This window comes from Streptomyces sp. PA03-6a (assembly GCF_033792765.1).
In the GTDB taxonomy this organism is placed as follows: Bacteria; Actinomycetota; Actinomycetes; order Streptomycetales; family Streptomycetaceae; genus Actinacidiphila.
This window is the reverse complement of record NZ_JARAVK010000003.1, coordinates 78,764-103,425: the sequence shown is the minus strand read 5'-3', so window position 1 is coordinate 103,425 and position 24,662 is coordinate 78,764. Positions and strand designations below refer to the sequence as shown.

Below are 24,662 nucleotides of genomic sequence, written 5' to 3'. Positions count from 1 at the left end.
CCCGGACCCGCCGCGCGCCCGGCGCACGCCCCCGCGCGCAAGGAAGCGGAGCCCGTGCCCGCCGCGGCGGATCCGCGTTTCGCCCATGGCCCGCTCGCCGTGCTGGACGGCGACGGCACCGCCTACTGCGCCGGCGGCCTCGTGCTGCCTTGCCCGGCGACCGACGTCCCCTCGCTCGTCGCGTGGACGCTCACCGAAGCGAGGCTCGGTGCGCCGCGCCTGCACCGCAACGGCAAGGACGCGGACCCGCTGATCGTCCTCACCGCCCCGGCCGCCGAACGCCTCGGCCTGCCCGCCGTCCTGGAGGACCGCAGGGCCCTGCGCCTGCCCCCCGACCACAAGGTCGTCAGGCAGATCGCCCGCGCCAAGTGGCAGCTCACCCGCCGCGGATTCGGCCCCTGGGCCCGCGTGTACCGTCCGGCGCAGGACGGCAGGCGTCAGTGCGTACAACTCGCCGTCCTGCCCTGGGGCGCCCTCGACAGCCGCTCCTGGGGCGACGCCGAGCACCTGCCGCCCCCCGAGCTCGCCCAACTGCTCGCGGACTACGCGCACCGCGTCATCACCCCACGCGGCTCCACCGCCGTGAGCGGCCTGGAGCTGATGACCGCCCTGCGCCCGCCGACCCGCGCCGTCAGGGACCAGGCGACCGGCACCTGGGTCCCGGCTCCGAACCCCGGTGCCCTCGCGCAGCCCGTGGACCCGGCACCTCCCGAGGCCCCCGACGAACACCCCGTCGTGGCCTCGCTGTTCGCGCGCGGGCACCGCCGCACCCCGGAAGAGGTCCTCGACGAGGAGGCCTTCGAGTGGACCCGGGACCCGCAACTGCTCACCGACGACGAGTGCGCCCGGAAGTACGCCGTCGGGATCGACGTCAACATGGCGTTCGCCGCCGCCGCGAACCGCCTGAACGTGGGCCTCGGCGCCGCCGTCCACGTCCACGCCCCGGAGTTCGACAAGGCGCTGCCCGGGTCCTGGCTCGTCGACCTCTCGCACATCGACGTCGACCCGCGCCTGCCGAACCCGTTCACCCCCGACGGGACCCGCCCCGAGGGCCCCGCCTGGTACGCCACCCCCACCGTGGCGTACGCGGTCGAGCTCGGCCACGACGTGCGCCCGACGGAGGCCTACGTCCGCCCCGAGCACGGCGCGTACCTCGACGCCTGGTACGGCCGCCTGCGTGACGCCTACATGACCACCATGGCCGAACTCGGCGTCGTCTCCGGCATGCCGGAGGCCGAATTCCTCGCCGCGATGGAACACCACAAGCAGGCCGACCCGGCCCGCGCCGGCCTCCTCTCGGCCGTCAAGGCCACCGTCAAGGGCGGCATCGGCAAGCTCCGCGAACGCCCCCAGGGCGCCGGCTACCGTCCGGGGGAGCGCTGGCCCGCCCTCGACCGGCCCACGTGGCGCCCCGACATCCGCGCCGCCGTCATCGCCACCGCGCGCGTCAACATGCACCGCAAGATGGTCAGGTTCGCGGCGGTGGGCCTCTTCCCGGTGGCGGTGCTCTCCGACTGCGCCGTGTACCTGTCCGACGGCCCCGGCCCGCTGGACTTCCTGCCGCGCACGCCCGAGGGCAAGCCGCTGCCCGGCGGTTTCCGGCTCGGGGTCTCACCCGGCATGGTCAAGCACGAGGGCACCCAACCCCTCATGTGGGCGGTGGAGTTGCTCGAGGACGGCCACAACCCCGCCCGCCACATCAAGGGCGGCGACGCCGCACTCGACGGAGAGTAGGAGAGCCCGGTGGGCATGCTCGGCGACGGCCTCGACAAGGCCACGGCGAAGACCCTCACACGGCCCGTGCCCAAGTCGGCGCAGGCCCAGATGCGCTTCCTGGTGAAGCAGGAGAAGGGCACCAGGGCCGTCGCGGCCCTGCTCGGCGTCTCGCAGCGCACCGTCGAGCGCTACCTCACGGGCGAGATCAAGCGTCCCCGCAAGGACCTGGCCGGCCGTCTCGAGGACGAGGTCCGCAGACGGTGGCAGCCCCGCGTCCGTGAACGCGCCCGCCGCCACGCGGCCACCACCGGCGGCATCGTGATCGAGACCCGCGCCCGCTTCGGCTTCACGGCCGCCCCCGGCTCCACCGACGACGCCCGCGTCCGCCTCGTCACCCAGGCCCTTCCCCCCGACTACGCCGCCCGTCTCTTCACCGCCCGTTCCGCGGGCGCCGGCGAGGACCAACTGCGCGCCATCGCGGCGGAGGGCCTCCAGGAGGTCTACTTCAAGGACCGCGGCCGCCGCGCGCAGGGACTCCAGGTCGACTTCACCGACATCGACTACGTCGAGTTCGACTTCTGAGCGTCGACGGCCGAGCGCGTGCGCGCCGCACCTCAGCCCTTGACGGCCTCCGCGATCCGCTGGGCGGCCTGTACGGGCGTGAGGTGCGTGGTGTCGACGACCTCGGCCTCGTCGTGCAGCCAGGTGCGGGCCGCCTCGGCGTAGGGCTCGAGATATCGGAGACGGAACGGGGAGTCGGGGCCGATCACGGAGTCGTCCGCGATGCGCGCGCGGAGGGTGTCCTGGTCGGCGTGGAGGACGAAGTGCCGGACCGGGATGGCATGCTCGGCAAGACCCGAGCTGATCTCGCGCCAGTACCGCTCGACCAGGACGGTCATGGGCATCACCAGGGTGCCGCCGGTGTATTCGAGCACCCGGCGGGCGGTCTCGACGACGAGCGGCCGCCACGGCGGCCAGTGCTGGAAGTTGTCCGTCGAGGGCAGCCCGGGCGTGATGTCCATGAGCGTCTCGCCGACCTTCTCGGCATCGAACACCCGTGAATCCGGGATCAGCGGCTGCAGGAGCGCACTGGTCGTCGTCTTGCCCGCGCCGTGGGTGCCGTTGAGCCATACGATCATGGGTCCCGATGCTAGCGCTGCGCGTCCGGCGGCAACGCTGCGCGTCCGGCGGCAACGCTGCGCGTCCGGCGGCAACGCTGCGCGTCCGGCGGTGCCGGCCCGCCCGCTACAGGCCAGACCACGGGCCGGCCGGTCCTGCTGGTGACGGAGGAGGCCCCTCACGTCGCGTGCCGTCGGCGAAGCCGACCATCTCCGGTACCTGGACGCCGATGTTGCCGCTGGGGTGGAGCGCCAGGACGACAGCTATCGGCGCGAGGAGGAGCGAGGCGGCGAAGGCCAGGACCAGGAACAGGCCGCTGTCACCGGCGAAGAGGGGTCATGTCGTCATGGAGAAGCGCCGGCACACGTGGACGCGGCTGAACTCCGCGCGCATGCGGGCCTCGTCCTCGAGCTTCGCGTGCAGGAAGGCGGCCATGAGCCGCAGGCCGGGGCGCGGGGTGAGGATCGCGCGGTCCGGTTCGCCGGGAGCGGTGTACTGGTGGGCGTACACGTGCAGGTAGTGGTCGCTCTCCGCGAAGCCCATGGCGCGGTACCAGGCGAGGGTGTCCGGGTCGTCGCGGGTCCAGGCGTCGAGGGTCGTCGCGCCCCGCTCGCGGACCTCGGCGCGTGTGCGGTGCAGGAGGGCCCGGCCGAGACCGCGGTGCCGGTGGTCGGGGTGGACCGCGACGGTGTCGATGGTCGCCAGGGCGGCGTCGACGATGGTGTCCATGATGCCGACGACCGTCCCCGGCGTGTCGACGGCGACGAGTTCCAGGCCGGGGTCCGGGATCGGCGGCTTGGCGCGGTCGACGTCGTCGTAGTAGGCGGTGCCCAGGAACGAGAGCACCCTGCAGCGCAGCCAGGACGCCTCGTCCGCCGGGGTGTACTCACGCAGCGTGTAGGTCACGGAGGTGATGCTGTCCGGGCGGGGAGAGGCCGCGCAACGCGATTTCCGCCTCTGGCGTGCGCCGTCCCCGCCGTACGACGGTACGACGGGGACGGGGCTGTTACGGCCGTCAGGCGCGGTGGTACTGGACGGGGGTGGTGACCTTCCCGCCCAGCGCGGTGGCCGCGTGGCGCGCCCAGTAGGGGTCGCGCAGCAGCTCGCGGCCGAGGAGGACGGCGTCCGCACCACCGGAGCCGACGATGGCCTGCGCCTGGTCGGGTTCGGTGATCATGCCGACGGCCGCCACGGGCATACCGGTCTCGTTGCGGACACGCTCGGCGAACGGCACCTGGTACCCGGGAGCCGCGACGATCCTGGCGTTGGGGGCGTTGCCGCCGGTGGAGACGTCCATCAGGTCCACGCCCCGGGCCTGCAGCTCCTTGGCGAGGCGGACGGTGTCGTCGGCGGTCCAGCCCTCGCGGTCGTCGTCGGCGTTCTCGCTCAGCCAGTCGGTCGCGGAGATCCTGAAGAAGACCGGCAGGTCGGCAGGCCAGACGGCGCGGACGGCGTCGACGACCTCCAGGGCGAAGCGGGTGCGGCCGGCGAAGTCGCCGCCGTAGGCGTCGGTGCGGTGGTTGCTGTGCGGGGACAGGAACTGGTTGATGAGGTACCCGTGGGCCCCGTGGATCTCGGCGACCTGGAACCCGGCGTCCAGGGCGCGCCGGGCGGCCGCGGCGAAGTCCGCCACGATCCGGCCGATCTGCTCGGTGCTGAGCTCCTCCGGTGTGGTGGAGCCGGTGTCGAACGGGACGGCGCTGGGGCCGGCCGGTGTCCAGCCGTGCTGGGCGTCGGGGGTGATGGGGGCGCCGCGGTCGATCCAGGTGCGTTCGGTGGAGGCCTTGCGGCCGGCGTGGGCGAGCTGGATGCCGGGCACGGTGCCCTGGGACTTCAGGAAGGCGGTGATCCGGCGGAAGGCCTCGACCTGGGTGTCGTTCCAGATGCCGAGGTCGTACGGGCTGATCCGGCCCTCGGGGCTGACCGCGGTGGCCTCGGTGATGATCAGTCCGGTGCCGCCGGTGGCCCGGGCCGCCAGGTGCGTGAAGTGCCAGTCGTTCGGCACGCCCGCCTGCTCGCCGTCCGGCGCGGCGCTGTACTGGCACATCGCGGCCATCCAGATCCGGTTCGGAATGGTCAGCGACCGGAGGGTGAAAGGCTCGAACAAGGTGGTGGTCACGAAGCTGTCTCCTCAGGGGGCGGTCGGGGCCGGGTCACGCGGCGACGCGTCGGTGCATCGCTCATGCGTATGCGCCCTACAGGCTCCCTCAATAATTGCACGCGCTGATTAATTCCCGCATCCCGCGCGCAGTGTTCGATCGCCCACAAGTGGATGACGCAGATATCAAGCGTTTGCATTAGTCCGCGTCTGCAAGTAACGTCGATCCTCGTAAGGCGCAATCCCCTCATCTCCCGGCCCCGCGGGGGGTACCTCGCCCCCGCGTACGGCCGTCGAAAGGCACCACCATGTCGCTCAAGGAACTCATCCCCGGCCGCCTCGGCTTCGGTACCGCCCCCCTCGGCAACATGTTCCGCGCCATCCCCGAAGAGGAGGTGAGCGCGACCCTGGAGGCCGCCTGGGACCAGGGCGTCCGCTTCTACGACACGGCCCCCTTCTACGGCGCGGGCCTCGCGGAGCTGCGGCTCGGCGAGCTGCTCTCGCGGCGGCCCCGCGACGAGTACGTGCTGGCCACCAAGGTCGGGCGTGTCATCCTGGACGAGCCCGAGCCGGGCGCCCGCGACCTCGGCGAGAAGGGCGGGCTGTTCGAGCACGGCCGTCCGAACGCGATGCTCCACGAATGGACCGCCGACGCCACCGAGCGGTCGATCGAGGGAAGCCTGAAGCGCCTCGGCGTCGACCGCCTGGACATCGTCTGGGTGCACGACATCGCCCAGGACTTCCACGGCGACCTGTGGCTGAGCAAGTTCGAGGAGGCCCGCACCGGTGCCTTCCGCGTGCTGTCCCGGCTCCGCGACGAGGGCGTCATCAAGGCCTGGGGCCTCGGCGTGAACCGGGTCGAGCCCATCGAGCTGACCCTCGACCTGGACGAGCCGCAGCCCGACGGCTTCCTGCTCGCCGGCCGCTACACCCTGCTGGACCACGCGCGCCCGCTGGAGCGGCTGCTGCCCAAGGCGCAGGAACAGGGCGTCGGCATGGTCGTCGGCGGTCCCTACAGCTCAGGGGTCCTCGCCGGCGGCACCCACTTCGAGTACCAGGACGCGCCCCCGGAGGTCGTCGAGCGCGTACGGCGCATCAAGGAGATCACGGCCCGCCACGGGGTGAGCGTCAAGGCGGCGGCCCTGCAGTTCTCCCTCGCGCACCCGGTGGCCGTCGCCGCCGTCCCCGGCGCGACCAAGCCGGGCCGCATCGCCGAGGACATCGCCGCGCTCGACGAGGACGTCCCGGCCGCCTTCTGGTCCGACCTGCGCGCCTCCGGCCTGGTCAGCCCCGCCGCGCCGCTTCCGAACGGCGCCTGAACGCCCTCGCCCCCCCCACAAGCCAAGGAGGAAGACCATGGCGTCCACCTCGGTCAGCCGAGTCGTGCCCGCGTCGCCCGAACGCGTCTGGGACCTGATCGGCGGCTTCCACGCGCTGCCCGACTGGCTCCCGTTCATCCCCGAGAGCACCCCACTGGAGGGCGGGCGGGTGCGCAGGCTCCGCAACCCCGACGGCGAGGTGATCGTCGAGCGCATGGTGGCCTTCAACGAAGCCGAGCGCCACTACGCGTACGCGATCCTTCAGGCGCCCTTCCCCGTGACCGGGTACGTCTCCGACCTGCGGGTCCACGCCGTACCCGGGCAGCCGGAGGTCGCGGAGGTCGTCTGGAGCGGCCGGTTCGTCCCCGACGGGGCCGGGGAGGCGGAGGTGGTCGAGCTGTTCACCGGCATCTACCGCGACGGCCTCGAAGCGCTCCACGGCACGCTCGCGGGCTGAACCCGCGCCGACGCTCCCCCGTCACGTCCGGTGGCGGGGGAGCGTCGTGGTGACGGCAGGCGCCTCAGCCGGTGGGGCCGATGGTGACCCGGACGCTCTTCATCAGCGGCTGGTCGCTCTGGGTGCTGTAGTCGTTCGCGGCGATGAGCACGTTCATCTCCGGCATGTAGCCGGCCGCGCAGTCGCGGGGCATGTCGTAGGGCAGCGCGCGGTAGCCGGTGAGCGTGCGTCGGCTGCCGTCCTTGGCCGTCGCCGTGATGTCGACGAGGGTGCCGGGCTCGATGTCCCGGGCCCGCATGTCGGCCGGGTTCATCAGGACGAGGGTGCGCAGGTTCTTCACGCCGCGGTAGCGGTCGTCGTCCGAGTAGATGGTCGTGTTCCACTGGTCGTGGGAGCGCATCGTCTGCAGGACGAGCATCCCGTCGCGGGGCACCACGTCCGGCAGCGGCGCGCTGGAGAACTCGGCACGCCCGGAGGGCGTGAAGAAGACCAGTTCGCGCGCGGGCTGGCGGATCCGGAAGCCGAGGGGGAGCCGGACACGACGGTTGAAGTCCTCGAACCCGTCCAGGACCTTGGCCATGGTGTCGCGGATCCGGTCGTAGTCCTCGACGTAGTGCTCCCACGGCGTGGCACTGCCGGGGAGGGCGGCGCGCGCCATGCCGGCGATGATGGCCGGCTCGGACAGCAGGTGGGACGAGGCGGGCCGCTTCATGCCGACGGACAGGTGGACCATGCTCATGGAGTCCTCGACGGACGTGGCCTGCAGTCCGCGCCGCTGCTCGTCCTTCTCGGTGCGGCCCAGGCACGGCAGGATCAGTGCCTGCCTGCCGTGGACGAGGTGGCTCCGGTTGAGCTTGGTGCTCACGTGCACGGTCAGGGCGCACTTGGCCAGGCCCTGGGCCGTGAACGGGGTGTCGGGCGCGGCGAGCACGAAGTTGCCGCCCATCCCGACGAACACCTTGATCCTGCCCTCGTGCATGGCGGCGATGGTGCCCACCGTGTCCAGGCCGTGCTCCCGGGGCGGGTCGATGCCGCAGACCGCGGCGAGCCGGTCCAGGAAGGCCTCGGCCGGCCGGTGGTCGATGCCGCACGTGCGGTTGCCCTGGACGTTGCTGTGCCCGCGCACGGGGGAGGGGCCGGCGCCCTCGCGCCCCAGGTTGCCGCGGAGCAGCAGGACGTTGACGATCTCGCGGACGGTGTCCACGCCGTGCTCGTGCTGGCTGACGCCGAGGCACCAGCTGATCAGGGTGCGGTCCGAACGCGAGTAGACGGCCGCGGCCTTGAGGATGTCGGCGCGGGTCAGCCCGGACTGGTGCTCCAGTTCCTCCCAGGGCGTGGCCTCGCACAGGGCGCGGTACTCCTCGAAGCCGGACGTGTAGCGCTCGATGAACTCCCGGTCCAGCGCCTTGGGGTCGCCGGCCGACTGCTCCAGCACGGCCTTGGCCATGCCCCGCAGGAGCGCCATGTCGCCGCCGGCGCGGACCTGCAGGTTGAGCGTGCTGGTCCGGGTCGACTTGAACAGGGCCATGTCCGTCATCTCGTGCGGCACGATCGTCCGGGTTGCAGCCGCCTCGATCAGCGGGTTGACGTGCACGATCTGGGCGCCACGCCGGTAGGCGTCGGCGAGCGCGGTCAGCATCCGCGGCGCGTTGGAGGCCGCGTTGACGCCCATGATGAACAGTGCCTCGGCGGACTCCCAGTCCTTCAGGTCGGCGGTGCCCTTGCCGGTGCCCAGGGACGCCTGCAACGCCCGGCCCGACGCCTCGTGGCACATGTTGGAGCAGTCCGGCAGGTTGTTCGTGCCGAATTCCCGGGCCATCAGCTGGTAGAGGAAGGTGGCCTCGTTGCCGAGCCTGCCGGAGGTGTAGAAGGAGGCTTCGTGGGGGCTGTCCAGGGCGCGGAGTTCGCGGCCGACGAGATCGAAGGCGGCCTGCCAGGAGATGGGCACGTAGTGGTCGGTGCCGGGGTCGTACACCATGGGTTCGGTGAGTCGGCCCTGGTCCTCGAGCGCGAAGTCGGTCCAGGTCGACAGCTCCGTGACGGTGTGGGCGGCGAAGAAGTCCCGTGTCACGCGCTTGGGCGTCATCTCCCAGGTGACGTGCTTGATGCCGTTCTCGCAGATGTCGAGCTTGAGTCCCTTGGTGTCGTCGGGCCACGCGCAGCCGGGACAGTCGAAGCCGCCGTTCTCGTGGTTCATCTTGAAGATCGCCCGGGGGCCGTCGACCAGTGCGCGTTCCCGCAGCAGTACCCGGGTGACGCTCTTGGCGGCGCCCCATCCCGCGGCGGGGTGGTGGTAGCCGTGCTGGGAGGGCCGCTTGTCGTCGGCGGGACCCTCACCGCCGGTCGGCGGTACCTCGGGCCGGCCGTCGCCGGGTGCCATCGGCTCGTTCACGCCCTGGACGCTCATACCGATCACCTTCGGGACAAATGTTGCATTTAATGATGATCTTTATCCTATGGGGGCATGTGGGGCGCTGTCCTCTCCTGAGGCGCACCAGGAGCGCGGGCCCGCCGTACGGGGTGGCGGTGCCACCACCGGACGCTTTGCCGGGGTGCGTGCGGGGGACGTGACGGCGTGCCCCCCGCCCGTGCGCACCCGGCGGTGTATTAGCTGAGCGCAAAGATCGGCGTCAGCGAGGAGAGGACATGGCGACGGCAACGGCGCAGGGGCCGGTGGAGGAGTTCCGCCGGCTCAGTGACGGCGACGCGGAGCTGCGGGCGCACGGGGCGTACTTCAGCTGCACCTATCTGCTGGACATGGAACGGCACGCCTTCCTGGTGCGCATGCACCGCGGCCGGGTGGAGGACCTCGTCGTCGATCCCGAACCGCTCACGGCCTACGACTTCGCCATCAGGGCCAGTGCCGAGACCTGGCGGGAGTTCTGCTCGCCGGTGCCCAAGCCGATGTACCACGGCATCTGGGCGGCGAGCTTCCAGCGGGACATGCGGCTGGAGGGCGACCTGCTGGTCCTCATGCAGAACCTGCGCTGCCTCACCCGTCAGCTGGAACTGCTCCGCCTCACCGGCCCGCTGGGCTGAACCACCGTTCCGCCCCGCACCGCCGAAAGGACCCCTAGATGAGCACCGCCTCCCGTATCTCCCCGGTGACCGGCCACTACGTCACGATCGACGTGGAGGACGTCCAGTACAAGGTCTTCTACCTGGAGAACGGCCAGGGGCAGCCGCTGGTGTGCCAGCACACGGCGGGCTGCCACAACCACCAGTGGCGCGGCCTCCTGGAGGACGAGGAGATCACCGCGAACCACCGTGTCATCGCCTACGACCTCGCCCGCCACGGCAAGTCCGACCCGCCGCTGAACAAGGAGTGGTGGAAGGAGGAGTACAAGCTCACCGCCGACCACTACGTCGCCTTCATCACCGCGTTCTGCGACGCGCTCGGTCTGGAGGACCCGATCTTCATGGGCTCCTCCTTCGGCGGGAACGTGGCCCTGCAGCTGGCGCTGCGGCACCCGGACCGCTTCAAGGCGGTCATCCCCGTGGAGGGGGCGGACTACTCTCCCGGCTTCTACCTCGACTGGTGGCAGCACCCCCACGCCAACGCGGCGCAGGTCTGCGCCAGCGGGGTGTGGGACCTCATGGCCCCGCAGTCGCCCGACGCGGACCGCTGGGCGACCTGGTTCTACTACAGCCAGGGCTCGGAGGCGTTCAAGGGCGACCTGTACTTCTACTCCGTCGACCACGACCTCCGGGGCAGGCTGGGGGAGATCGACGGGGAGCGCTGCCCGGTCGTCATGCTCACCGGCGAGTACGACTACCTGACCACCCCCGAGGACGGGGCCCGTACCGCGGAGCAGATCCGCGGGGCCGAGTTCATCGAGATGAAGGAGATCGGGCACTTCCCGATGAGCGAGAACTACCCGCGCTTCGCCGGGTACCTCAAGCAGGCGCTGCGGCGGATCGAGGAGCGCACCGCTTCCTGAGGCACGCGCCGTACGGTGCCGCCCGCCGGGCCGCGGGGTGCTCCCGCGGCCCGTGGCCGGGCGATCAGTTGAAGGCGTCGGGGTCCGGTCCGATGCGGGTGCCGTTGTCGAGGGCGGTGATCGCCGCGACGTCGGCGTCGGAGAGCGCGAAGTCGAAGACGTCGAGGTTCTCGCGGATCCGCTCGGGGGTCACCGACTTGGGGATGACCACGTTGCCGAGCTGCAGGTGCCAGCGCAGGATCACCTGGGCCGGGGTCCTGCCCAGGCGGCCGGCGATGCCGGTGATGACCGGGTCCTTCAGGACGGCGCCCTGGGCGAGCGGGCTCCACGCCTCCGTGGCGATGCCGTGCCGGGCGTGGAAGGCGCGCAGCTCGGCCTGCTGCAGCTGGGGGTGCAGCTCCACCTGGTTGACGGCGGGCACGACGTCGCTGTTGTCGATGAGCCGCTGCAGGTGCGCGGGCTGGAAGTTCGAGACGCCGATGGCGCGGGCCCGGCCCTCGGCGTGGATCTTCTCGAAGGCGCGCCAGGTGTCCAGGTAGGTATCGCGGGCCGGGGCCGGCCAGTGGATCAGGTAGAGGTCCACGTGGTCGAGGCCGAGCTTGGCGAGGGAGGCGTCGAAGGCGGCGAGGGTGTTGTCGTAGCCCTGGTCGCCGTTCCACAGCTTGGTGGTGACGAACAGTTCGTCACGGGCGATGCCCGAGGCGGCGAGGGCCTGGCCTACGCCGGCCTCGTTGCCGTAGATCGCCGCGGTGTCGATGCTGCGGTAGCCGCTCTCCAGGGCCGAGGTGACGGCGGCCGCGGTGTCGGCGTCGGGCACCTGGAAGACGCCGAAGCCGAGCTGCGGCATGGTGACGCCGTTGTTCAGCGTGATGTCCGGGGTGGGGGTGGTCATGGTGCAGATCCTTTCGCGTCGCGCCCGGCGGTGGGTGCCGGTGCGAGTGCGGACGGGTGAACGTCCCGGGAGGGGGCGGGGGACGCGTCCTTCCCGTGCTCCACGACCAGGTTAGTTGCGTACGCGGTTAATTGCAAACGCGGAATAAGTTCGTACGCGGAATAGCCGGGTCAGGAAGCCGGGACCTTCGCGCCCTGCAGGTCCTCCACCGCCTTGACCAGGGGTGCGAGCTCCGGGACGAGTGCCGCGTCGTCCATCGCCGCGCGCAGCGCCGCGTTGTTCGTCGGCCGGGCCTCCTCCAGCAGCTTCAGGCCGGCCTCCGTCACGTCCGTGTAGATGCCGCGCCGGTCGGTGGGGCAGAGGTAGCGGGCCAGCAGGCCGCGGTCCTCCAGCCGGGTGACCAGGCGGGTCGTCGCCGACTGGCTCAGCACGACGGCGTCGGCGACCTGGCGCATCTGAAGGTGGCCGCCCTCCCCGTCGTGCTGACGGCTGAGGACGTCGAGCAGGGAGTACTCGCGCACGCTGAGGTCGTGGTGAATCTGGAGCTGCTTCTCGATCCGCCCCTCGATCCGTCCGTGCAGGAGCGACAGGGCGTGCCACCCCTGGGCGAGGGCGGTCAGGGCCGGATCGGTGGCGGTCATCGAGGTCCCCTTTGTGCGGCGGCTGCGGGCGAAGGCTGTTCGTCGTCACTGGCCATGGTAAGCCGCCGCCCGAAGATGTCCAGCGTTTGACGTTATAGCGCGTCTGCAATTATTGTTTTCGCTTGTTAGGTGCCACTGCAACATCTGGAAGGTCTCCGCCATGCCTCTCGCGCTCCTGGCCCTCGCCATCGGGGCTTTCGGGATCGGAACCACCGAATTCGTGATCATGGGCCTGCTGCCCGAGGTCGCCTCCGACTTCGGGGTCTCCGTCCCCACCGCCGGCCTGCTCGTGACCGGCTACGGACTCGGCGTCATGATCGGCGCGCCGATCATGACGCTGCTCGGCACCAAGGTCTCCCGCAAGAACATGCTCATGCTGCTCATGGGCCTGTTCGTGCTCGGCAACCTGGTCTCCGCCCTGGCACCCGCCTTCGGCGTGATGATGGCCGGGCGCATCCTCGCCTCGTTCACGCACGGCGCCTTCTTCGGCATCGGCTCGGTCGTCGCCGCCGACCTGGTGGCCCCGGAGAAGAAGGCGCGCGCGATCTCGATGATGTTCGCCGGCCTCACCGTGGCCAACGTGATCGGCGTGCCGCTGGGCACCTTCATCGGTCAGAACGCCGGCTGGCGCGTGACCTTCTTCGTCGTCGCGGGCCTCGGCGTCGTCGGCCTGGCCGGCGTCCTCAAGCTGGTGCCCGACATGCCCAAGCCGCAGGGCGTGCGCCTGCGCCACGAACTGGGCGCCTTCCGCAACGTCCAGGTCCTGCTGGCCATGGCGATGACCGTGCTCGGCTTCGGCGGCGTCTTCGCGGCCATCACCTACATTGCGCCCATGATGACCGAGGTCACCGGGTTCGCGGACTCCTCCATCACCTGGCTGCTGGTCCTGTTCGGCGCGGGCATGGTCGTCGGCAACCTGGTCGGCGGCAAGTACGCCGACCGCGCCCTGATGCCGATGCTGTACACGGCACTGGGCTCCCTGGCCGCCGTGCTGGCGCTGTTCACCCTCACCGCCCACAACGAGGTCACGGCCGGTGTGACGATCCTCCTCATCGGCGCCCTGGGCTTCGCAACGGTGCCGCCGCTGCAGAAGCGGGTCCTGGACCAGGCGTCCGGCGCCCCCACCCTGGCCTCGGCCGTCAACATCGGCGCCTTCAACCTCGGCAATGCGCTGTCCGCCTGGCTCGGCGGGGTCGTGATCGCCGCGGGCTTCGGCTACACCGCGCCGAACCTCGTCGGGGCCGTCCTCACCGCCTCCGCCCTCGTGCTCGCGGTCGTCTCCGCGGCACTGGAGAAGGGCCGCGGCGGCCGCACCAGCCGGGTCGTCACCGGGGCCGCGCCCGCCGAGCAGCCGGCCCTCACCTCCCGGCACTGACCGCGGGGGCCGGGACCACGGGCACCGCCGGTCCCGGTCCCGGTCCCGGCCCCGGCCCCGGCCCCGGCCCCGCACCGACGAAGGCCCGCACCATGACCAGCACCGCCCTCACCCGCCTCACCGGCCCGCACCAGCGGCTCACCCTCGGACTCGAACTGCCCCTGGACAACGACTGGGGAGCCGGCCGCCGTGCCGCCGACCAGCAGGCCGGCCGTCCCTTCGGGGTGCCGGACCTGAGCGGTCACGCCGACCTCGCCCGGCTCGCCGACGGCCTCGGCTTCAGCGCCCTGTGGCTGCGCGACGTACCGGTGTACGACCCGCTCGCCTTCGGCGACGCCGGATCCGTCTTCGACGTCTTCGCCTACCTCGGGCACCTCGCCGCGCTGACCGAACACGTCGTGCTCGGCACCTCCGCCGTCGTCCTGCCGCTGCGCAGCCCGCTGCACGTGGCCAAGGCCGCGGCCACCGTCGACGTGCTCTCCGGAGGACGCCTCGTCCTGGGCCTGGCCAGCGGGGACCGCCCGGTGGAGTACCCGCTCTTCGGTGCCGACTTCGACGGCCGCGGACAGGCCTTCCGCGACGGCGTGCGCACCCTGCGCGCCGCCTGGGCGACCCCCGCTCCCGGGCTCGGGCTGGCCCTGCCCGGCACCGGGCTCCGGGCCGAGCGGCGGATCGACGTCCTGCCGAAGCCCGTGGGCGGGGACATCCCGATCGCGGTGGCGGGCAGCGCCCGTCAGGCCCCGGAGTGGATCGCCGGGCACGCCGACGCGGGCCTGAACTACCCCCGGCCCCTCGACGCCCTGCGCGACGACGTCCAGCGGTGGCGGGAACTCACCGGCGGGCGGTACAAGCCCTACCTCACTCCCATGCTGCTCGACCTCGTCGCGGACCCCGCGGCCCGGCCGGAGCCGATCCGCCTCGGCCTGCGTACCGGTCGCACCGCCCTCGTCGACCACCTGGGCGCGATGGCGGACCTGGGCGTCGCCCACGTCTCCCTCAACCTCCGTCCGGGGGACCGCCCGGTCGCGGAGGTGCTGCACGAACTCGCCGAGGAGGTCCTGCCCCACTTCCCCGGGCGCTGACCCGGCGCCGGGCCCCCTCGGGGAACCGGCGCCGGCGCATCCGCCCGGCGGGCGGGGAGGTCAGCGGTGCCGGGGACTGCGGCCCGGCGGCTGCTCCGGCGCCTGACGCGTGCGCAGGGTCGGCACCTTGCGCGTCTGCGCGCGGTCGACGGTGAGCGTGAACCCGTCGTCGTAGTGGTAGAGCTCCAGCGGCTCCCCGTCCAGCAGGGTGTACGTCGCCGCGGCGCCGGTGATCTCCACCCTCAGCCGCCGCCCCCGCACCTGCAGGGTGAAGGCGAGCCGCCGCAGCTTCTCCGGCAGCCGCGGTGCGAAGGCGGCGCAGCCGTCCCGGTACCGCATCCCGCCGAAGCCGCCGACCAGCGCGGCCCAGGTGCCGGCGAGGGAGGCGATGTGCAGGCCGTCGCGGGTGTTGTTCTCCAGGTCGTGCAGGTCCATCAGCGCCGCCTCGCCCAGGTAGTCGTAGGCGAGGCGCAGATGACCGACCTCGGCGGCCATGATCGCCTGCGTCGACGCCGAAAGGGACGAGTCACGCACCGTCATCGGCTCGTAGTAGGCGAAGTTCCGGGCCTTCTGCTCGTCGTCGAAGGCCTCCGGTTGCTTGACCATCGCCAGTACCAGGTCCGCCTGCTTGACCACCTGCCGGCGGTACAGGTCGAAGTAGGGGAAGTGCAGCATCAGCGGGTACTGGTCGGGCTGCGTGGTGGAGAAGTCCCACATCTGGTGCCGGGTGAAGCCCGCCGACTGCTCGTGGACGCCGAGCGCGCTGTCGTAGGGGACGGTCATGGCCGCGGCCGCGTCCCGCCAGGCGGCCGTCTCCTCGTCGTCGACGCCGAGGGCCGCGCCCTCCTTGGTGTGGCGTTCGACGACGTCGGCGGCGGCGCGCAGGTTCGCCTGGGCCATCAGGTTGGTGTAGACGTTGTCGTCCGCGATGGCGCTGTACTCGTCGGGCCCGGTGACCCCGTCGATGTGGAAGTTCCCGTGGGGGTCGTGGTGACCCAGGGAGTGCCACATGCGCGCGGTCTCGACCAGGAGCTCCACACCCGTTTCGCGCTCGAAGTCCTCGTCGCCGGTGAGGGAGACGTAGCGGACGACGGCGTCGGCGATGTCCGCGTTGATGTGGAACGCGGCCGTTCCCGCCGGCCAGTAGCCCGAGCCCTCGGAGCCGTCGATCGTGCGCCACGGGAAGGCGGCGCCCTCGAGGCCGAGCTGGTGGGCGCGCTCCCGGGCGGCGGGCAGGGTGGCACGGCGCCAGCGCAGCGCCTCCGCGACGGACTCCGGCGAGGTCAGGGTGAGCAGCGGAAGGACGAAGGTCTCCGTGTCCCAGAAGGAGTGCCCGTCGTAGCCCGAGCCCGTCAGGCCCTTCGACGGGATCGCCCGCTGCTCGGCGCGCGCACCCGCCTGCAGGACGTGGAACATGGCGAAACGGACCGCCTGCTGGATCTCGGCGTCGCCGTCGATCTCCACGTCCGCCCGCGCCCAGAACGCGTCGAGGTAGTCGCGCTGCTCGTCGCACAGCCCCTGCCAGCCCGTGCTGCGGGCGCCCGCGAGCGCCGCCTCCACCTGGTCGCGCACGGCGGGCAGCGAACGGACCTGGGACCAGCCGTAGGAGACCATCTTCTCCAGGCGCAGCTTCTCCCCGGCCGCCAGGGACGAGGTGACGGTGAGCCGGCTGGTGTCGTCGTTGCTCTCGCTGAAGCTCCGGGTGGACGGCGGCCCCTCCACGGCGTGGTCGGCCGCCACCGCGACCCGCAGTCCGGTGACCGAGGTCGAGTGCACCAGGCGCAGACGGTTGTCCAGGGCCAGGTTCTCCTCCGGTTGCAAGGGGGAGTCCAGCACGGCCGAGACCCGGGGGTCGCCCGAGGTCGTCGGCAGCTGCTCGTTGGCCACCAGCTCGGACTGGACGACCAGGCGCACGTCGTCCACGGCCTCGACCTCGTACACCACCGCGGCGATGGACCGCTGGGTGAGCGAGATCAGGCGGGTCGAGGTCACCCGGATGGTGCAGCCGGCCGGGGAGGTCCATTCGCAGGTGCGGCGCAGATGCCCGGCGCGCAGGTCGAGGACGCGTTCGTGCGAGACGAGCCGCCCGTAGCGCACGTCGAACGGCTCGTCGTTGACGAGCAGCCGGATGATCTTGCCGTTGGTGACGTTGATGACGGTCTGGCCGGCCTCCGGGTAGCCGTAACCCGCCTCCGCGTAGGGCAGCGGGTGCCGTTCGTGGACACCGTTCAGATAGGAGCCGGGCAGCCCGTGCGGCTCGCCCTCGTCGAGGTTGCCGCGCCAGCCGACGTGGCCGTTGGAGAGGGCGAACACCGACTCGCTCTGGGCGAGCACGTCGAGGTCCAGTTCGGTCTCACGCAGGCACCACGGCTCGACCACGTAGGAGGAGTGGCTGATCACGCGTCCGCCTCCAGCAGCTCGGCGAGGTCCCGCACGACGATGTCGGCGCCGTGCGCGCGCAGGGCGTCGGCCTGGCCCACCCGGTCCACCCCCACGACGTACCCGAAGTGGCCGGAGCGGCCGGCGTCCATGCCGGCCAGCGCGTCCTCGAAGACCACCGCCGCCTTCGCCTCCACCCCGAACTCGCGCGCCGCCTCCAGGAAGGTGTCGGGGTGTGGTTTCCCGGGGAGTTTGCGCTCGGCGGCCACCACACCGTCGATGCGCACGTCGAAGAGGTCCTCGATGCCGACCGCGACCAGCACGTCGCGGCAGTTGGCGCTGGAGGACACCACGGCCGTCCGCAGGCCGGCGGCCCGTACGGCCTTCACGTAGCGGACCGAGCCCGGATAGGCCTCGACGCCCTCGCTGCGGATCTTCTCCAGCAGGATCTCGTTCTTGCGGTTGCCCACCCCGTGCACCGTGTCGCGCTCGGGCGGGTCGTCCGCGGAGCCCTCGGGCAGTTCGATGCCGCGCGAGGCCAGGAAGGCCCGCACGCCGTCCGCGCGTGGGCGTCCGTCGACGTACTCGTCGTAGTCGGTCACCTTGTCGAAGGGGCGGAAGTCCGCACCCTCCCGGTGCCGCAGGAAGTCGTCGAACACCTCCTTCCAGGCGGCGGCGTGCACGACCGCGGTCTTGGTCAGCACTCCGTCGAGATCGAACAGGCAGGCCCGGATGCCCTCCGGGAGACCGGTCTTCGTCATGCAACGCGCTTCCCCGCAGCGGGCCCCGGGCATGCCTTCCGCGGCCGCGGACCACCGGGACGCGGGAACAATCCGGGCCGGGGCACGGTTCCACCTGATGCGGGTGCCGTGAGTGGGCCAGTGACCCCGGGCCTCATCCCTTCGCCCGTGGGGACGATCGTTCGGCTGAAGCCCCACGGAGCCCCTCGCCGGGGGCGACCGCCACCGCGGCCCCGCAACGCAGACCGGCGCCGGTCAGGTTCCCCCGTCCTGACCGGCGTCTTCGCGTCGCTGGGGGACGGGTTTGATCACGGGCTCCCGGTACGGCACCAGGGCCTCGCTGACGACGGCGAGCGGACGCCGCGGCGCGGGGCGGGCGGCCTGAAGGGCCGTCACGTAGGCCAAGGCGTCGGCGGGGGTGAGCGCCGGTATCCGTTCCCGCAGCTCGACCATGGCGAACACGCGGCCGTGGGCGGCCACCGACGTGCGGATCCCGTCGTCCAGATCGTCCACCGCGGTCCGCACCGGCAGTCCGCGGACACGGGCCCGGTACTCGTCCTCCCATCCGCCCATGAGGTAGTCCACAGGTCCGATCGCGTGCATGCGGCCGTCGGCCCGGTCCACCAGGTACGGTCCGTTGCCGGCCAGGAGGTGCTCCGCGTCGCCGGTCCTGACGTACTGCGCGGACTGGTAGACGACGACCCACGCCAGCTCGTGCTCCTCGGCCTCCACCACCGCCATGCGCCCGGGGAAGCACCGGTCCAGGTGCTCCTGGACCCTCCGGACCGCGTCCTCGCGCTCGATCATGCGGGGAGCATCCCGCAACCGGCGCGGACCGGGCCAGTGGTCCCTTGGTCCTAGGTCCCGGGTCGGCACGAGGCCGGGCTCTCCTCCGCGGCGGCCTTCAGCATGCGGAGTACGTCCTCGTGGCCCCTGCGGAGCCGTGCGCTGTCGTAGAACAGCGTGAGGAGCGGCCCGGAGAGCGACTCCTCGATCGTGACGACCGTCCGGCCGTCGTCGCTGGGTGCCATCCGCATCCGGTCGACCGCCTTCATCCAGCCCATCGCCAGGCCCGTCCACGACAGCTCCCGCTCGGGCGCCACCACGGCGAAGGAGGACGTGATGCGCGTCCACCCGCAGCTTCCAGCGGAAGCGCGCGTCCGGTTCCACGGCCCCGAGCTCGACGACGCGGGCGTCGGAGCGCCACGTGTCCCAGGCGTGCATGTCGCTGACGAGCCGCCACACCGTGGCGACCGGTGCGTCAACGGTGACCGAACTGGTCGACCTGACCGGCGCGCGCTCGTCCAGCCGGCCCTTCTTCGCGTACTCCTCGTGCAGTTCCCCGAGCGGCGGGCCCGCGTAGAAAAGCTTCATCCCCATCCCCCGTCGAGAGCAGTGCTTATCAATGAGAGCAATGCTCTCTCAGGGCATGGGCGTGGTCAAGACCCGCCGGCGGCATGCGCCGGCGGGCCCGATGTTCCGCTGGTCGGGGAAGGGGTGGGTGCGCGTGCCCTACGGCGACGTCGTGGGGTCGGCGATCTCCAGGCGCGCGGGCGGCGGCTCCGGCAAGGGTCCGGAGTCGGTGGCGCGCAGCCCGTCGAAGGCCAGCGCGAGGTAGCGGCGCCACGCCTGCGGCTGGATGGGCAGCAGCGGTGCCGCCGTCTGGTGGATCCCGCCGAGCAGCAGGACGACGTCGGTCCCCGTGATGTCGCCGCGCACGGCGCCTTGCTCGCGCGCCCGGGCCGTGAGCGCCTCGGCGGCGTCGCAGAGCAGGGCGATGCGGTCGCGGACCTCGGCGTGCTGCAGTGACGGGCGGCCGATCACCTCGCAGAACGCGCGGTCGGTGGCGAGCGCTTCGACGCCGTCGGTCATGAACTCGCGCAGCGCCGCCCCTGAGTCGTCGGCCTCCAGGAGGCGGCCGGCCGAGCCGACGAGCTGGTTGAGCAACTGGAGCATGATCGCCGCGAGGAGGTCCTCCTTCGAGGCGAAGTGCCGGAAGACCGTGCCCTTGGCGAGGCCGGCCCGCTGGGCGATCTCACCGATCGGCACGTCGACCCCGCGCTCGGCGAACGCCGCCGTCGCCGCCTCGAGCAGCAGGCGTCGGTTGCGCACCATGTCCGCCCGCTGGCCCGGAGTGGCTGTCGTCCCGCTCATCCCTGCCTCCTCCCAGGTGTGGAGCCTATCACCAAGGTGACCGGAGGGTCAGGTTAGCTGTTACGCTCAACATGACCCGGCGGTCATCTTCTGCCCGGGTCGCGAACCACGAACACGAACTCCTGGGAGAACAACGTGAGCGGCACCCTGGAAGGCAAGGTCGTCCTCGTCACCGGCGCGTCCTCGGGCATCGGCCGGGCCACGGCCCTCGCCCTGTCGAAGGCCGGCGCCCTGGTCGCGGTCGGGGCCCGGCGGGCCGACCGGCTGAAGGACCTCGTGCAGGACGCCCCCGGCGAGATGCTCGCCCTCGATCTGGACGTCACCGACCACGCATCGGTGCGTGACGCGGTCGCGACGACCGTCGAGCGCTTCGGAGGTCTCGACATCCTGGTCAACAACGCGGGCGTCATGCTCAGCGGCCCGATCCTCGACGCGGACACCACCGAGTGGACGCGCATGGTCGAGACCAACCTGCTCGGCTCGATGTACGCGGTCCACGCCGCCCTGCCCCACCTGCTGGAGCGCAAGGGGGCCGTGGTCCAGGTCTCCTCGACCTCGGGGCGCACGGCGACGGCCGCGAGCGGCGCCTACTCGGCCACCAAGTTCGGCGTCACCGCCTTCGCGGAGTCGCTCCGGCAGGAGGTCACCGAGCAGGGTGTCCGGGTCGTGCTCGTCGAACCCGGCTTCGTCTCGACCGAGCTGACCAGCCACATCACCCACCCGGGGATCCGGGCCATGGCGAAGAGCATGGCCGAGTCCATGCGGACCCTGCAGCCCGAGGACATCGCCGCCGCCGTCCTGTACGCGGTCACCCAGCCCGACCACGTCGCGGTGAACGAGATCCTGATCCGGCCCACCGACCAGGCCCGCTGACGCGGCCGGCCGCCGCGGACAGGGGGAACCGGGGAACCCTTCCGCGGCGGCCCGCCCGGCTCAGGACGACTCCAGCGCCTCCAGCATGATGCGCTGCGTCTCGGCGAGGTACGTCTGGGCCGCCGTGCGGGCCGTGGTCGCGGCACCGTCGATGACGGCGGTGACGAGGGGTTCCAGGCGGGCGGCGGCCTCTGCCGGGTCGCGGAAGGGGGCGACGAGGCGGGCGCGCAACGGCAGGTAGGCGGCAAAGAGGGTGTTGGTGAGGAGCACGTAGACGCGGTTGCCGGTGGCCTGGGCGAGGGCGCGGTGGACCTCGGCGTCGGCCAGTTGGACGGCGTCGGGGTCGGCGGCGGCGCCGACGGCGTCCAGGAGGGTGCGCAGCCGGGCGCGTTGCGGGTGAGTGGCCTTGACGGCGGCGCGTTCGGCGATCAACGTGCCGACACCGGCACGGACTTCGAAGATGTCGGCCAGCCACCCGGGGTTGTGCCGTACGAGCATGGGCAGCAGGTCCGCGCCGCCGAGGCGCAGGTAGTCGCGGACCCGGGTGCCGACGCCGTGGCGGGTCTCCAGGAGACCGGCCTGGATGAGCCGGCCGAAGGCGTGCTTCACCGTGGTGCGGGTGACGCCGTAGCCCTCGGCGAGGCGTTGTTCCGGGGGCAGCAGGGTGCCGGCGGGGTGGGTGCCGCCCAGGATGTCCTCCTGCAGGCGGCGTTCCAGCACGTCGACGATGGTCTCGCGGGGCAGTGGCTCCACCGTGGTCGTCCTCTCGAAGCGGTCCGGTCCAAGCCCACCGAGCAACGGGGACCGCGTCAACATACTCAGGCAGTGGATGAGCCACTCATTCAATGAGTCTGTGTGCAACCCCTTGCCCTGACGTCGTGTCAGCGGCATCCTGCGTGGTGCCCAGGCCCCGTACGCCCCGTCCCCACGACCGCCGGAGTCTGCCCATGCCCCGCTTCCGCCGTTCCTCACGCCTGCTGACCCTGGCCGCGGCCGCCCTGTTCGCGGTGACCGCCACCGCCCCCGCCTCGGCCAACGCTCCCGACCCGTACTCCGAGCCGTCGTTCGCCGCCGCCTGCGACTGGCACGCGTACGGGGAGGGCGAGACCCCCGACCCGTGGCTCTGGCTGTCCGACCCGGTGTGCTTGGAGTACTCCAAGCGCGACATCACCCTCGACAACGGCGGCGCCGTCCGATTCCTGCTCGCCGAACCCGCCCGCTTCGCGCTCGCCCTTCCCGTGTGCCGCTACTACCAGCGCGACCACTGGAGCGTGCAGTCCACCACCGGGGCGGTTCCGTACGTCTCCTGGGACGGCCGCTACTGGTTCGACAAGCGCAACCGGCGTGCGGCGATGCTCCTGACGAACTTCCGGCTCAACGGGGTCACCGTGGGCATAGGCGACCTGGTGGCCGCGCTGCGTCCGCAACTGCCCGAGGTCGCGGACGTCCTGGACGCGTACGGGGACGAGGCCGGCGAGAGCGGGCTCTCCGTCACGTTGCCCTTCAGCCTCCTGTGCGCGGGGTGGTAGCCGATGGAGCCGCTCCCCGGCATCGACCGGCGCGCAGTGCTGCGCGGTCTGGCCGCCGCCGTCGCCGCCCTGCCCGCGCTGGGCACGATGGCAGCTCCCGCCGCGGCCGCTCCTGCCGCGGCCGCCGCGCTCGGCTCCTGGCCGGTCTCCACCCTGGAGGCCTTCGCCGACACCCTTGTGCCGGGGGAACGACGTTCCCCCTCCGACCGCGCCATCGCCGGCGCCGCCTCCGGCCCGGGCGCCGTACAGGCCGGGGTCATCACCCTGCTCACCTCGCCCGACCTCCCGCTGAACCCGCTCCTGCCGGGCATCGCGGCGCTGCTGGACGCCCGCGCCACCGCGTACGCCATCAGCCGGCTCATCCTGCTCCCGCTCGACCGACCGCCTTTCGTCGGTCTCTCCTTCGACCACCGCACCACCCTGGTCACCGGGCTCTTCCGGGCCGACGACCTCGACCGCCCGATCTGGCAACTGCTCGCCTTCCTCGTCGGTCTGGCCTTCGACACCGCCGCCCACCGCCACACCGCGCAGGCCCTCGCCGAAGGCCACCCCGGTCTGGTCTGGACCGGCTTCCCGCCGCCCGACGCCGACGGTCTGTGGCGCTACCCGTCCCACTCCTACGGCACGGCCCTCGCCGAGCCGCACCCCGCCACCACCCCCTCCGGGAGCCCCGCATGAGCCCCCAGACCACCGATGTCCTCGTCATCGGCAGCGGCTTCGGCGGTGCGATACCCGCCTACCACCTCGCCGCCGCGGGAGCCCGGGTCACCGTCCTCGAACGCGGACCGCGCCTGGCCACCGAGGACTTCACCCACGACCTCGACCTGGGCGCGTACCCCCGCATCGTCGACGTGATCAAGGGCGACGGTATCTCCGTCGTCGCGGGCAACTGCGTGGGCGGGGGCAGCGTCGTCTACTTCGCCGCGTCGCTGCGCGCGCCGTCCTTCGTCTTCGACCGGCGCGACGCCGCGGGACGGCGGCTGTGGCCCGCCTCCCTCAGCCGCGCCGCCCTCGACCCCTGGTACGAGCAGGTCGAGCAGGCCCTGCCGGTGACGAAGCTCGACTGGCCCGACGTCTCGTACGCGGGCGGCGTGCTGGCCGCCGCCTGCGACCGCGCCGGACACACCTGCAACCCGGTGCCCGTCGCCGTCGACCGGGCCCGCTGCACCGACTGCAACTGGATGCTCTCGGGCTGCCGCTTCGGTGCCAAGCGCTCCATGCTGCTCAACTACCTGCCCGCCGCGGAGGCGCACGGCGCCGAGATCCGCCCCCTGCACGAGGTGCAGCTGATCCGCCCGTCCACGGTGCCCGGATACCGCTACGCCGTCGACTACACCACCGTGGACCCGGCGGACTACACCTGCCCCACCGGCGCGGGCACCCTCCACACCAAGGTCCTGGTGCTGGCCGCGGGCGCGGTCGGCACACCGGTCCTGCTGCAGCGTTCGGCGCTCGCCCTGGGGGGAGTCCCGCCCGCCGTCGGCGGCTACTTCTCCGGCAACGGCGACCGGGTCAGCGTCGCGGAGATGGACGAGGGCAAGGTCCGCTCCCTGCTCGGGCTGGCGCGCAGCGCGACGGTGGCGTACGAGGCACTGCACATCGGGATGCCGATCACCGCGGCGTCCTTCGACCGCCTCGACGCCCGGGCGCCGGAGTTCTCCCGCTTCACCCTCCAGCAGATCTACTTCCCGACCGTCACCAATTCCCTCGCCCAGACCGCCGCGGGGCGCTGGTCGGGTGTCGCCAAGAAGCAGATGCGGGCCCGCTGGCGCTCCTGGCTCACCGTGCTCGCCATGACCGAGGACGAGGCCGAGGGCAGCTTCGGCGTGCCGCCCCTCACCGGCAGCTTCACCCGCCTGGCCAACGGGCTGGGCCTGGGCACCATGCGGTTCGCACCGACGGCCGGCACGCGGCGCGGCTGGTCCGAGGCCGACACGTACGCACGGGCGGTGCTGGAACGGGACGGCCTCGCCACCGTCCGCCCGTGGAGCGAGGACGTGGCGGGCACGGTGACCGCCCACCCCCTCGCCTCCTGCCGGCTCGGCGACTCCGCCGCGATCTCCGCGCTGACCGAGCTCAACGAGCTGCGCACCCACCCCGGCCTCTTCGTGACGGACGGTGCGGCCGTCCCCACCTCCCTCACCGTCAACCCCTCCCTGACCATCGCGGCCCTCGCGGAACGTGCCTGTCCCGCCATCGCCGCCCGCTGCGCCCAGTACGGCGTCGCCGTGCGCTACGCACCGAGCGATCCGCTCACCGGCGCGGCCCGCGGGGGCGGCGTCGCGGCGGCGGCCCGTGCCGTCGCGGCCCGCGCGGGGGCTTGAGTCTCCCCCGGGGGGAGACGGAA

The 24,662-nt window shown here is 72.2% G+C and carries 25 protein-coding genes and 1 pseudogene; 13 read left to right on the top strand and 13 right to left on the bottom strand.

The annotated features are described in order from the left end of the window. Both tap and tpg read left to right on the top strand, forming a co-directional pair. On the top strand, positions 1-1,734 hold a 1,734-nt coding region (gene tap, locus PV350_RS01665; protein ID WP_500332574.1), incomplete at its 5' end, for a telomere-associated protein Tap. 15 nt (positions 1,735-1,749) lie between these two features. Continuing rightward, positions 1,750-2,298: a telomere-protecting terminal protein Tpg gene (tpg, locus tag PV350_RS01660; RefSeq protein WP_500332578.1), complete on the top strand. Its 549-nt coding sequence runs from the start codon at positions 1,750-1,752 to the stop codon at positions 2,296-2,298. A 32-nt stretch (positions 2,299-2,330) separates the two neighbouring features. Here tpg and PV350_RS01655 read toward each other — a convergent pair whose 3' ends face one another. From PV350_RS01655 to PV350_RS01645, 3 genes are all read right to left on the bottom strand, one after another. After that, positions 2,331-2,855, bottom strand: coding sequence for an AAA family ATPase (locus PV350_RS01655; RefSeq protein ID WP_500332573.1), 525 nt, complete (start codon positions 2,853-2,855; stop codon positions 2,331-2,333). A gap of 316 nt (positions 2,856-3,171) precedes the next feature. After that, positions 3,172-3,741, bottom strand: coding sequence for a GNAT family N-acetyltransferase (locus tag PV350_RS01650; RefSeq protein ID WP_500332572.1), 570 nt, complete (start codon positions 3,739-3,741; stop codon positions 3,172-3,174). Positions 3,742-3,850: 109 nt separating this feature from the next. Further along, positions 3,851-4,954, bottom strand: a complete 1,104-nt coding sequence (locus PV350_RS01645) for an NADH:flavin oxidoreductase/NADH oxidase (protein ID WP_500332571.1) — start codon at positions 4,952-4,954, stop codon at positions 3,851-3,853. A 287-nt stretch (positions 4,955-5,241) separates the two neighbouring features. Between PV350_RS01645 and PV350_RS01640 the strand changes: the two genes are divergently transcribed. Both PV350_RS01640 and PV350_RS01635 read left to right on the top strand, forming a co-directional pair. Further along, positions 5,242-6,252: an aldo/keto reductase gene (locus PV350_RS01640; RefSeq protein ID WP_500332570.1), complete on the top strand. Its 1,011-nt coding sequence runs from the start codon at positions 5,242-5,244 to the stop codon at positions 6,250-6,252. A gap of 37 nt (positions 6,253-6,289) precedes the next feature. Next, the gene (locus tag PV350_RS01635; RefSeq protein ID WP_499515876.1) at positions 6,290-6,709 is read left to right on the top strand and encodes an SRPBCC family protein; all 420 of its coding nucleotides are present in this window, start codon (positions 6,290-6,292) and stop codon (positions 6,707-6,709) included. 64 nt (positions 6,710-6,773) lie between these two features. Here PV350_RS01635 and PV350_RS01630 read toward each other — a convergent pair whose 3' ends face one another. Further along, on the bottom strand, positions 6,774-9,116 hold the full coding sequence (locus PV350_RS01630) for an FdhF/YdeP family oxidoreductase (RefSeq protein ID WP_500332569.1): 2,343 nt from the start codon (positions 9,114-9,116) through the stop codon (positions 6,774-6,776). A 239-nt stretch (positions 9,117-9,355) separates the two neighbouring features. Here PV350_RS01630 and PV350_RS01625 point away from each other — a divergent pair, with 239 nt between their 5' ends. Both PV350_RS01625 and PV350_RS01620 read left to right on the top strand, forming a co-directional pair. After that, entirely contained in the window at positions 9,356-9,748 is a 393-nt protein-coding gene (locus PV350_RS01625; protein ID WP_499515878.1) for a hypothetical protein, read from the top strand. A 38-nt stretch (positions 9,749-9,786) separates the two neighbouring features. Beyond that, entirely contained in the window at positions 9,787-10,650 is an 864-nt protein-coding gene (locus PV350_RS01620) for an alpha/beta fold hydrolase (protein WP_499515879.1), read from the top strand. Between the two features lie 64 nt (positions 10,651-10,714). Here the strand turns inward: PV350_RS01620 and PV350_RS01615 are convergent, their stop codons facing one another. Then, entirely contained in the window at positions 10,715-11,542 is an 828-nt protein-coding gene (locus tag PV350_RS01615; protein WP_500332568.1) for an aldo/keto reductase, read from the bottom strand. A gap of 170 nt (positions 11,543-11,712) precedes the next feature. Further along, a complete protein-coding gene (locus tag PV350_RS01610; protein WP_499515881.1) occupies positions 11,713-12,183 on the bottom strand; it encodes a MarR family winged helix-turn-helix transcriptional regulator in 471 nt (156 codons plus the stop codon). 160 nt (positions 12,184-12,343) lie between these two features. Here PV350_RS01610 and PV350_RS01605 point away from each other — a divergent pair, with 160 nt between their 5' ends. Beyond that, positions 12,344-13,558, top strand: coding sequence for an MFS transporter (locus PV350_RS01605; RefSeq protein WP_499515882.1), 1,215 nt, complete (start codon positions 12,344-12,346; stop codon positions 13,556-13,558). A gap of 92 nt (positions 13,559-13,650) precedes the next feature. Then, the gene (locus PV350_RS01600; RefSeq protein ID WP_499515883.1) at positions 13,651-14,640 is read left to right on the top strand and encodes an LLM class oxidoreductase; all 990 of its coding nucleotides are present in this window, start codon (positions 13,651-13,653) and stop codon (positions 14,638-14,640) included. A gap of 60 nt (positions 14,641-14,700) precedes the next feature. Here PV350_RS01600 and PV350_RS01595 read toward each other — a convergent pair whose 3' ends face one another. The 5 genes and pseudogenes from PV350_RS01595 to PV350_RS01575 form a co-directional block, all read right to left on the bottom strand. After that, on the bottom strand, positions 14,701-17,040 hold the full coding sequence (locus tag PV350_RS01595) for a glycoside hydrolase family 65 protein (protein WP_499515884.1): 2,340 nt from the start codon (positions 17,038-17,040) through the stop codon (positions 14,701-14,703). Then, positions 17,037-17,780, bottom strand: a complete 744-nt coding sequence (locus tag PV350_RS01590) for an HAD family hydrolase (RefSeq protein ID WP_499515885.1) — start codon at positions 17,778-17,780, stop codon at positions 17,037-17,039. Before PV350_RS01590 ends, PV350_RS01595 begins: the two co-directional genes overlap by 4 nt. A 234-nt stretch (positions 17,781-18,014) precedes the next feature. After that, the gene (locus PV350_RS01585) at positions 18,015-18,566 is read right to left on the bottom strand and encodes a YrhB domain-containing protein (protein WP_499515886.1); all 552 of its coding nucleotides are present in this window, start codon (positions 18,564-18,566) and stop codon (positions 18,015-18,017) included. A 50-nt stretch (positions 18,567-18,616) separates the two neighbouring features. Continuing rightward, the gene (locus tag PV350_RS01580; RefSeq protein WP_500332580.1) at positions 18,617-18,862 is read right to left on the bottom strand and encodes an SRPBCC family protein; all 246 of its coding nucleotides are present in this window, start codon (positions 18,860-18,862) and stop codon (positions 18,617-18,619) included. 85 nt (positions 18,863-18,947) lie between these two features. Next, positions 18,948-19,004, bottom strand: a pseudogene (locus tag PV350_RS01575) (SRPBCC family protein); the annotation flags it as partial. On the opposite strand from PV350_RS01575, the gene PV350_RS01570 reads away from it, so the two are divergent. Continuing rightward, a complete protein-coding gene (locus PV350_RS01570; RefSeq protein WP_500332579.1) occupies positions 18,982-19,122 on the top strand; it encodes a hypothetical protein in 141 nt (46 codons plus the stop codon). The pseudogene PV350_RS01575 and the gene PV350_RS01570 sit on opposite strands and share 23 nt — an antisense overlap. A 149-nt stretch (positions 19,123-19,271) precedes the next feature. Here the strand turns inward: PV350_RS01570 and PV350_RS01565 are convergent, their stop codons facing one another. Continuing rightward, positions 19,272-19,913 (bottom strand): TetR/AcrR family transcriptional regulator, encoded by a 642-nt coding sequence (locus tag PV350_RS01565; protein ID WP_500332567.1) that lies wholly within the window; start codon positions 19,911-19,913, stop codon positions 19,272-19,274. A 135-nt stretch (positions 19,914-20,048) separates the two neighbouring features. Here PV350_RS01565 and PV350_RS01560 point away from each other — a divergent pair, with 135 nt between their 5' ends. Beyond that, the gene (locus tag PV350_RS01560; RefSeq protein WP_500332566.1) at positions 20,049-20,786 is read left to right on the top strand and encodes an SDR family NAD(P)-dependent oxidoreductase; all 738 of its coding nucleotides are present in this window, start codon (positions 20,049-20,051) and stop codon (positions 20,784-20,786) included. 60 nt (positions 20,787-20,846) lie between these two features. Here the strand turns inward: PV350_RS01560 and PV350_RS01555 are convergent, their stop codons facing one another. Beyond that, on the bottom strand, positions 20,847-21,539 hold the full coding sequence (locus PV350_RS01555; protein WP_499515890.1) for a FadR/GntR family transcriptional regulator: 693 nt from the start codon (positions 21,537-21,539) through the stop codon (positions 20,847-20,849). Between the two features lie 194 nt (positions 21,540-21,733). On the opposite strand from PV350_RS01555, the gene PV350_RS01550 reads away from it, so the two are divergent. Genes PV350_RS01550 through PV350_RS01540 form a run of 3 tightly spaced genes read left to right on the top strand, consistent with a single transcriptional unit; the run spans position 21,734 to position 24,639 of the window. Beyond that, positions 21,734-22,315 carry a hypothetical protein gene (locus PV350_RS01550; protein WP_500332565.1) on the top strand — a complete coding sequence of 194 codons (582 nt, stop codon included), beginning with the start codon at positions 21,734-21,736 and terminating at the stop codon, positions 22,313-22,315. 3 nt (positions 22,316-22,318) lie between these two features. Then, on the top strand, positions 22,319-22,993 hold the full coding sequence (locus PV350_RS01545; protein ID WP_500332564.1) for a DUF5987 family protein: 675 nt from the start codon (positions 22,319-22,321) through the stop codon (positions 22,991-22,993). After that, a complete protein-coding gene (locus PV350_RS01540) occupies positions 22,990-24,639 on the top strand; it encodes an FAD-dependent oxidoreductase (protein ID WP_499515893.1) in 1,650 nt (549 codons plus the stop codon). The genes PV350_RS01545 and PV350_RS01540 overlap by 4 nt, the downstream gene beginning before the upstream one ends. Positions 24,640-24,662: the final 23 nt, after the last annotated feature.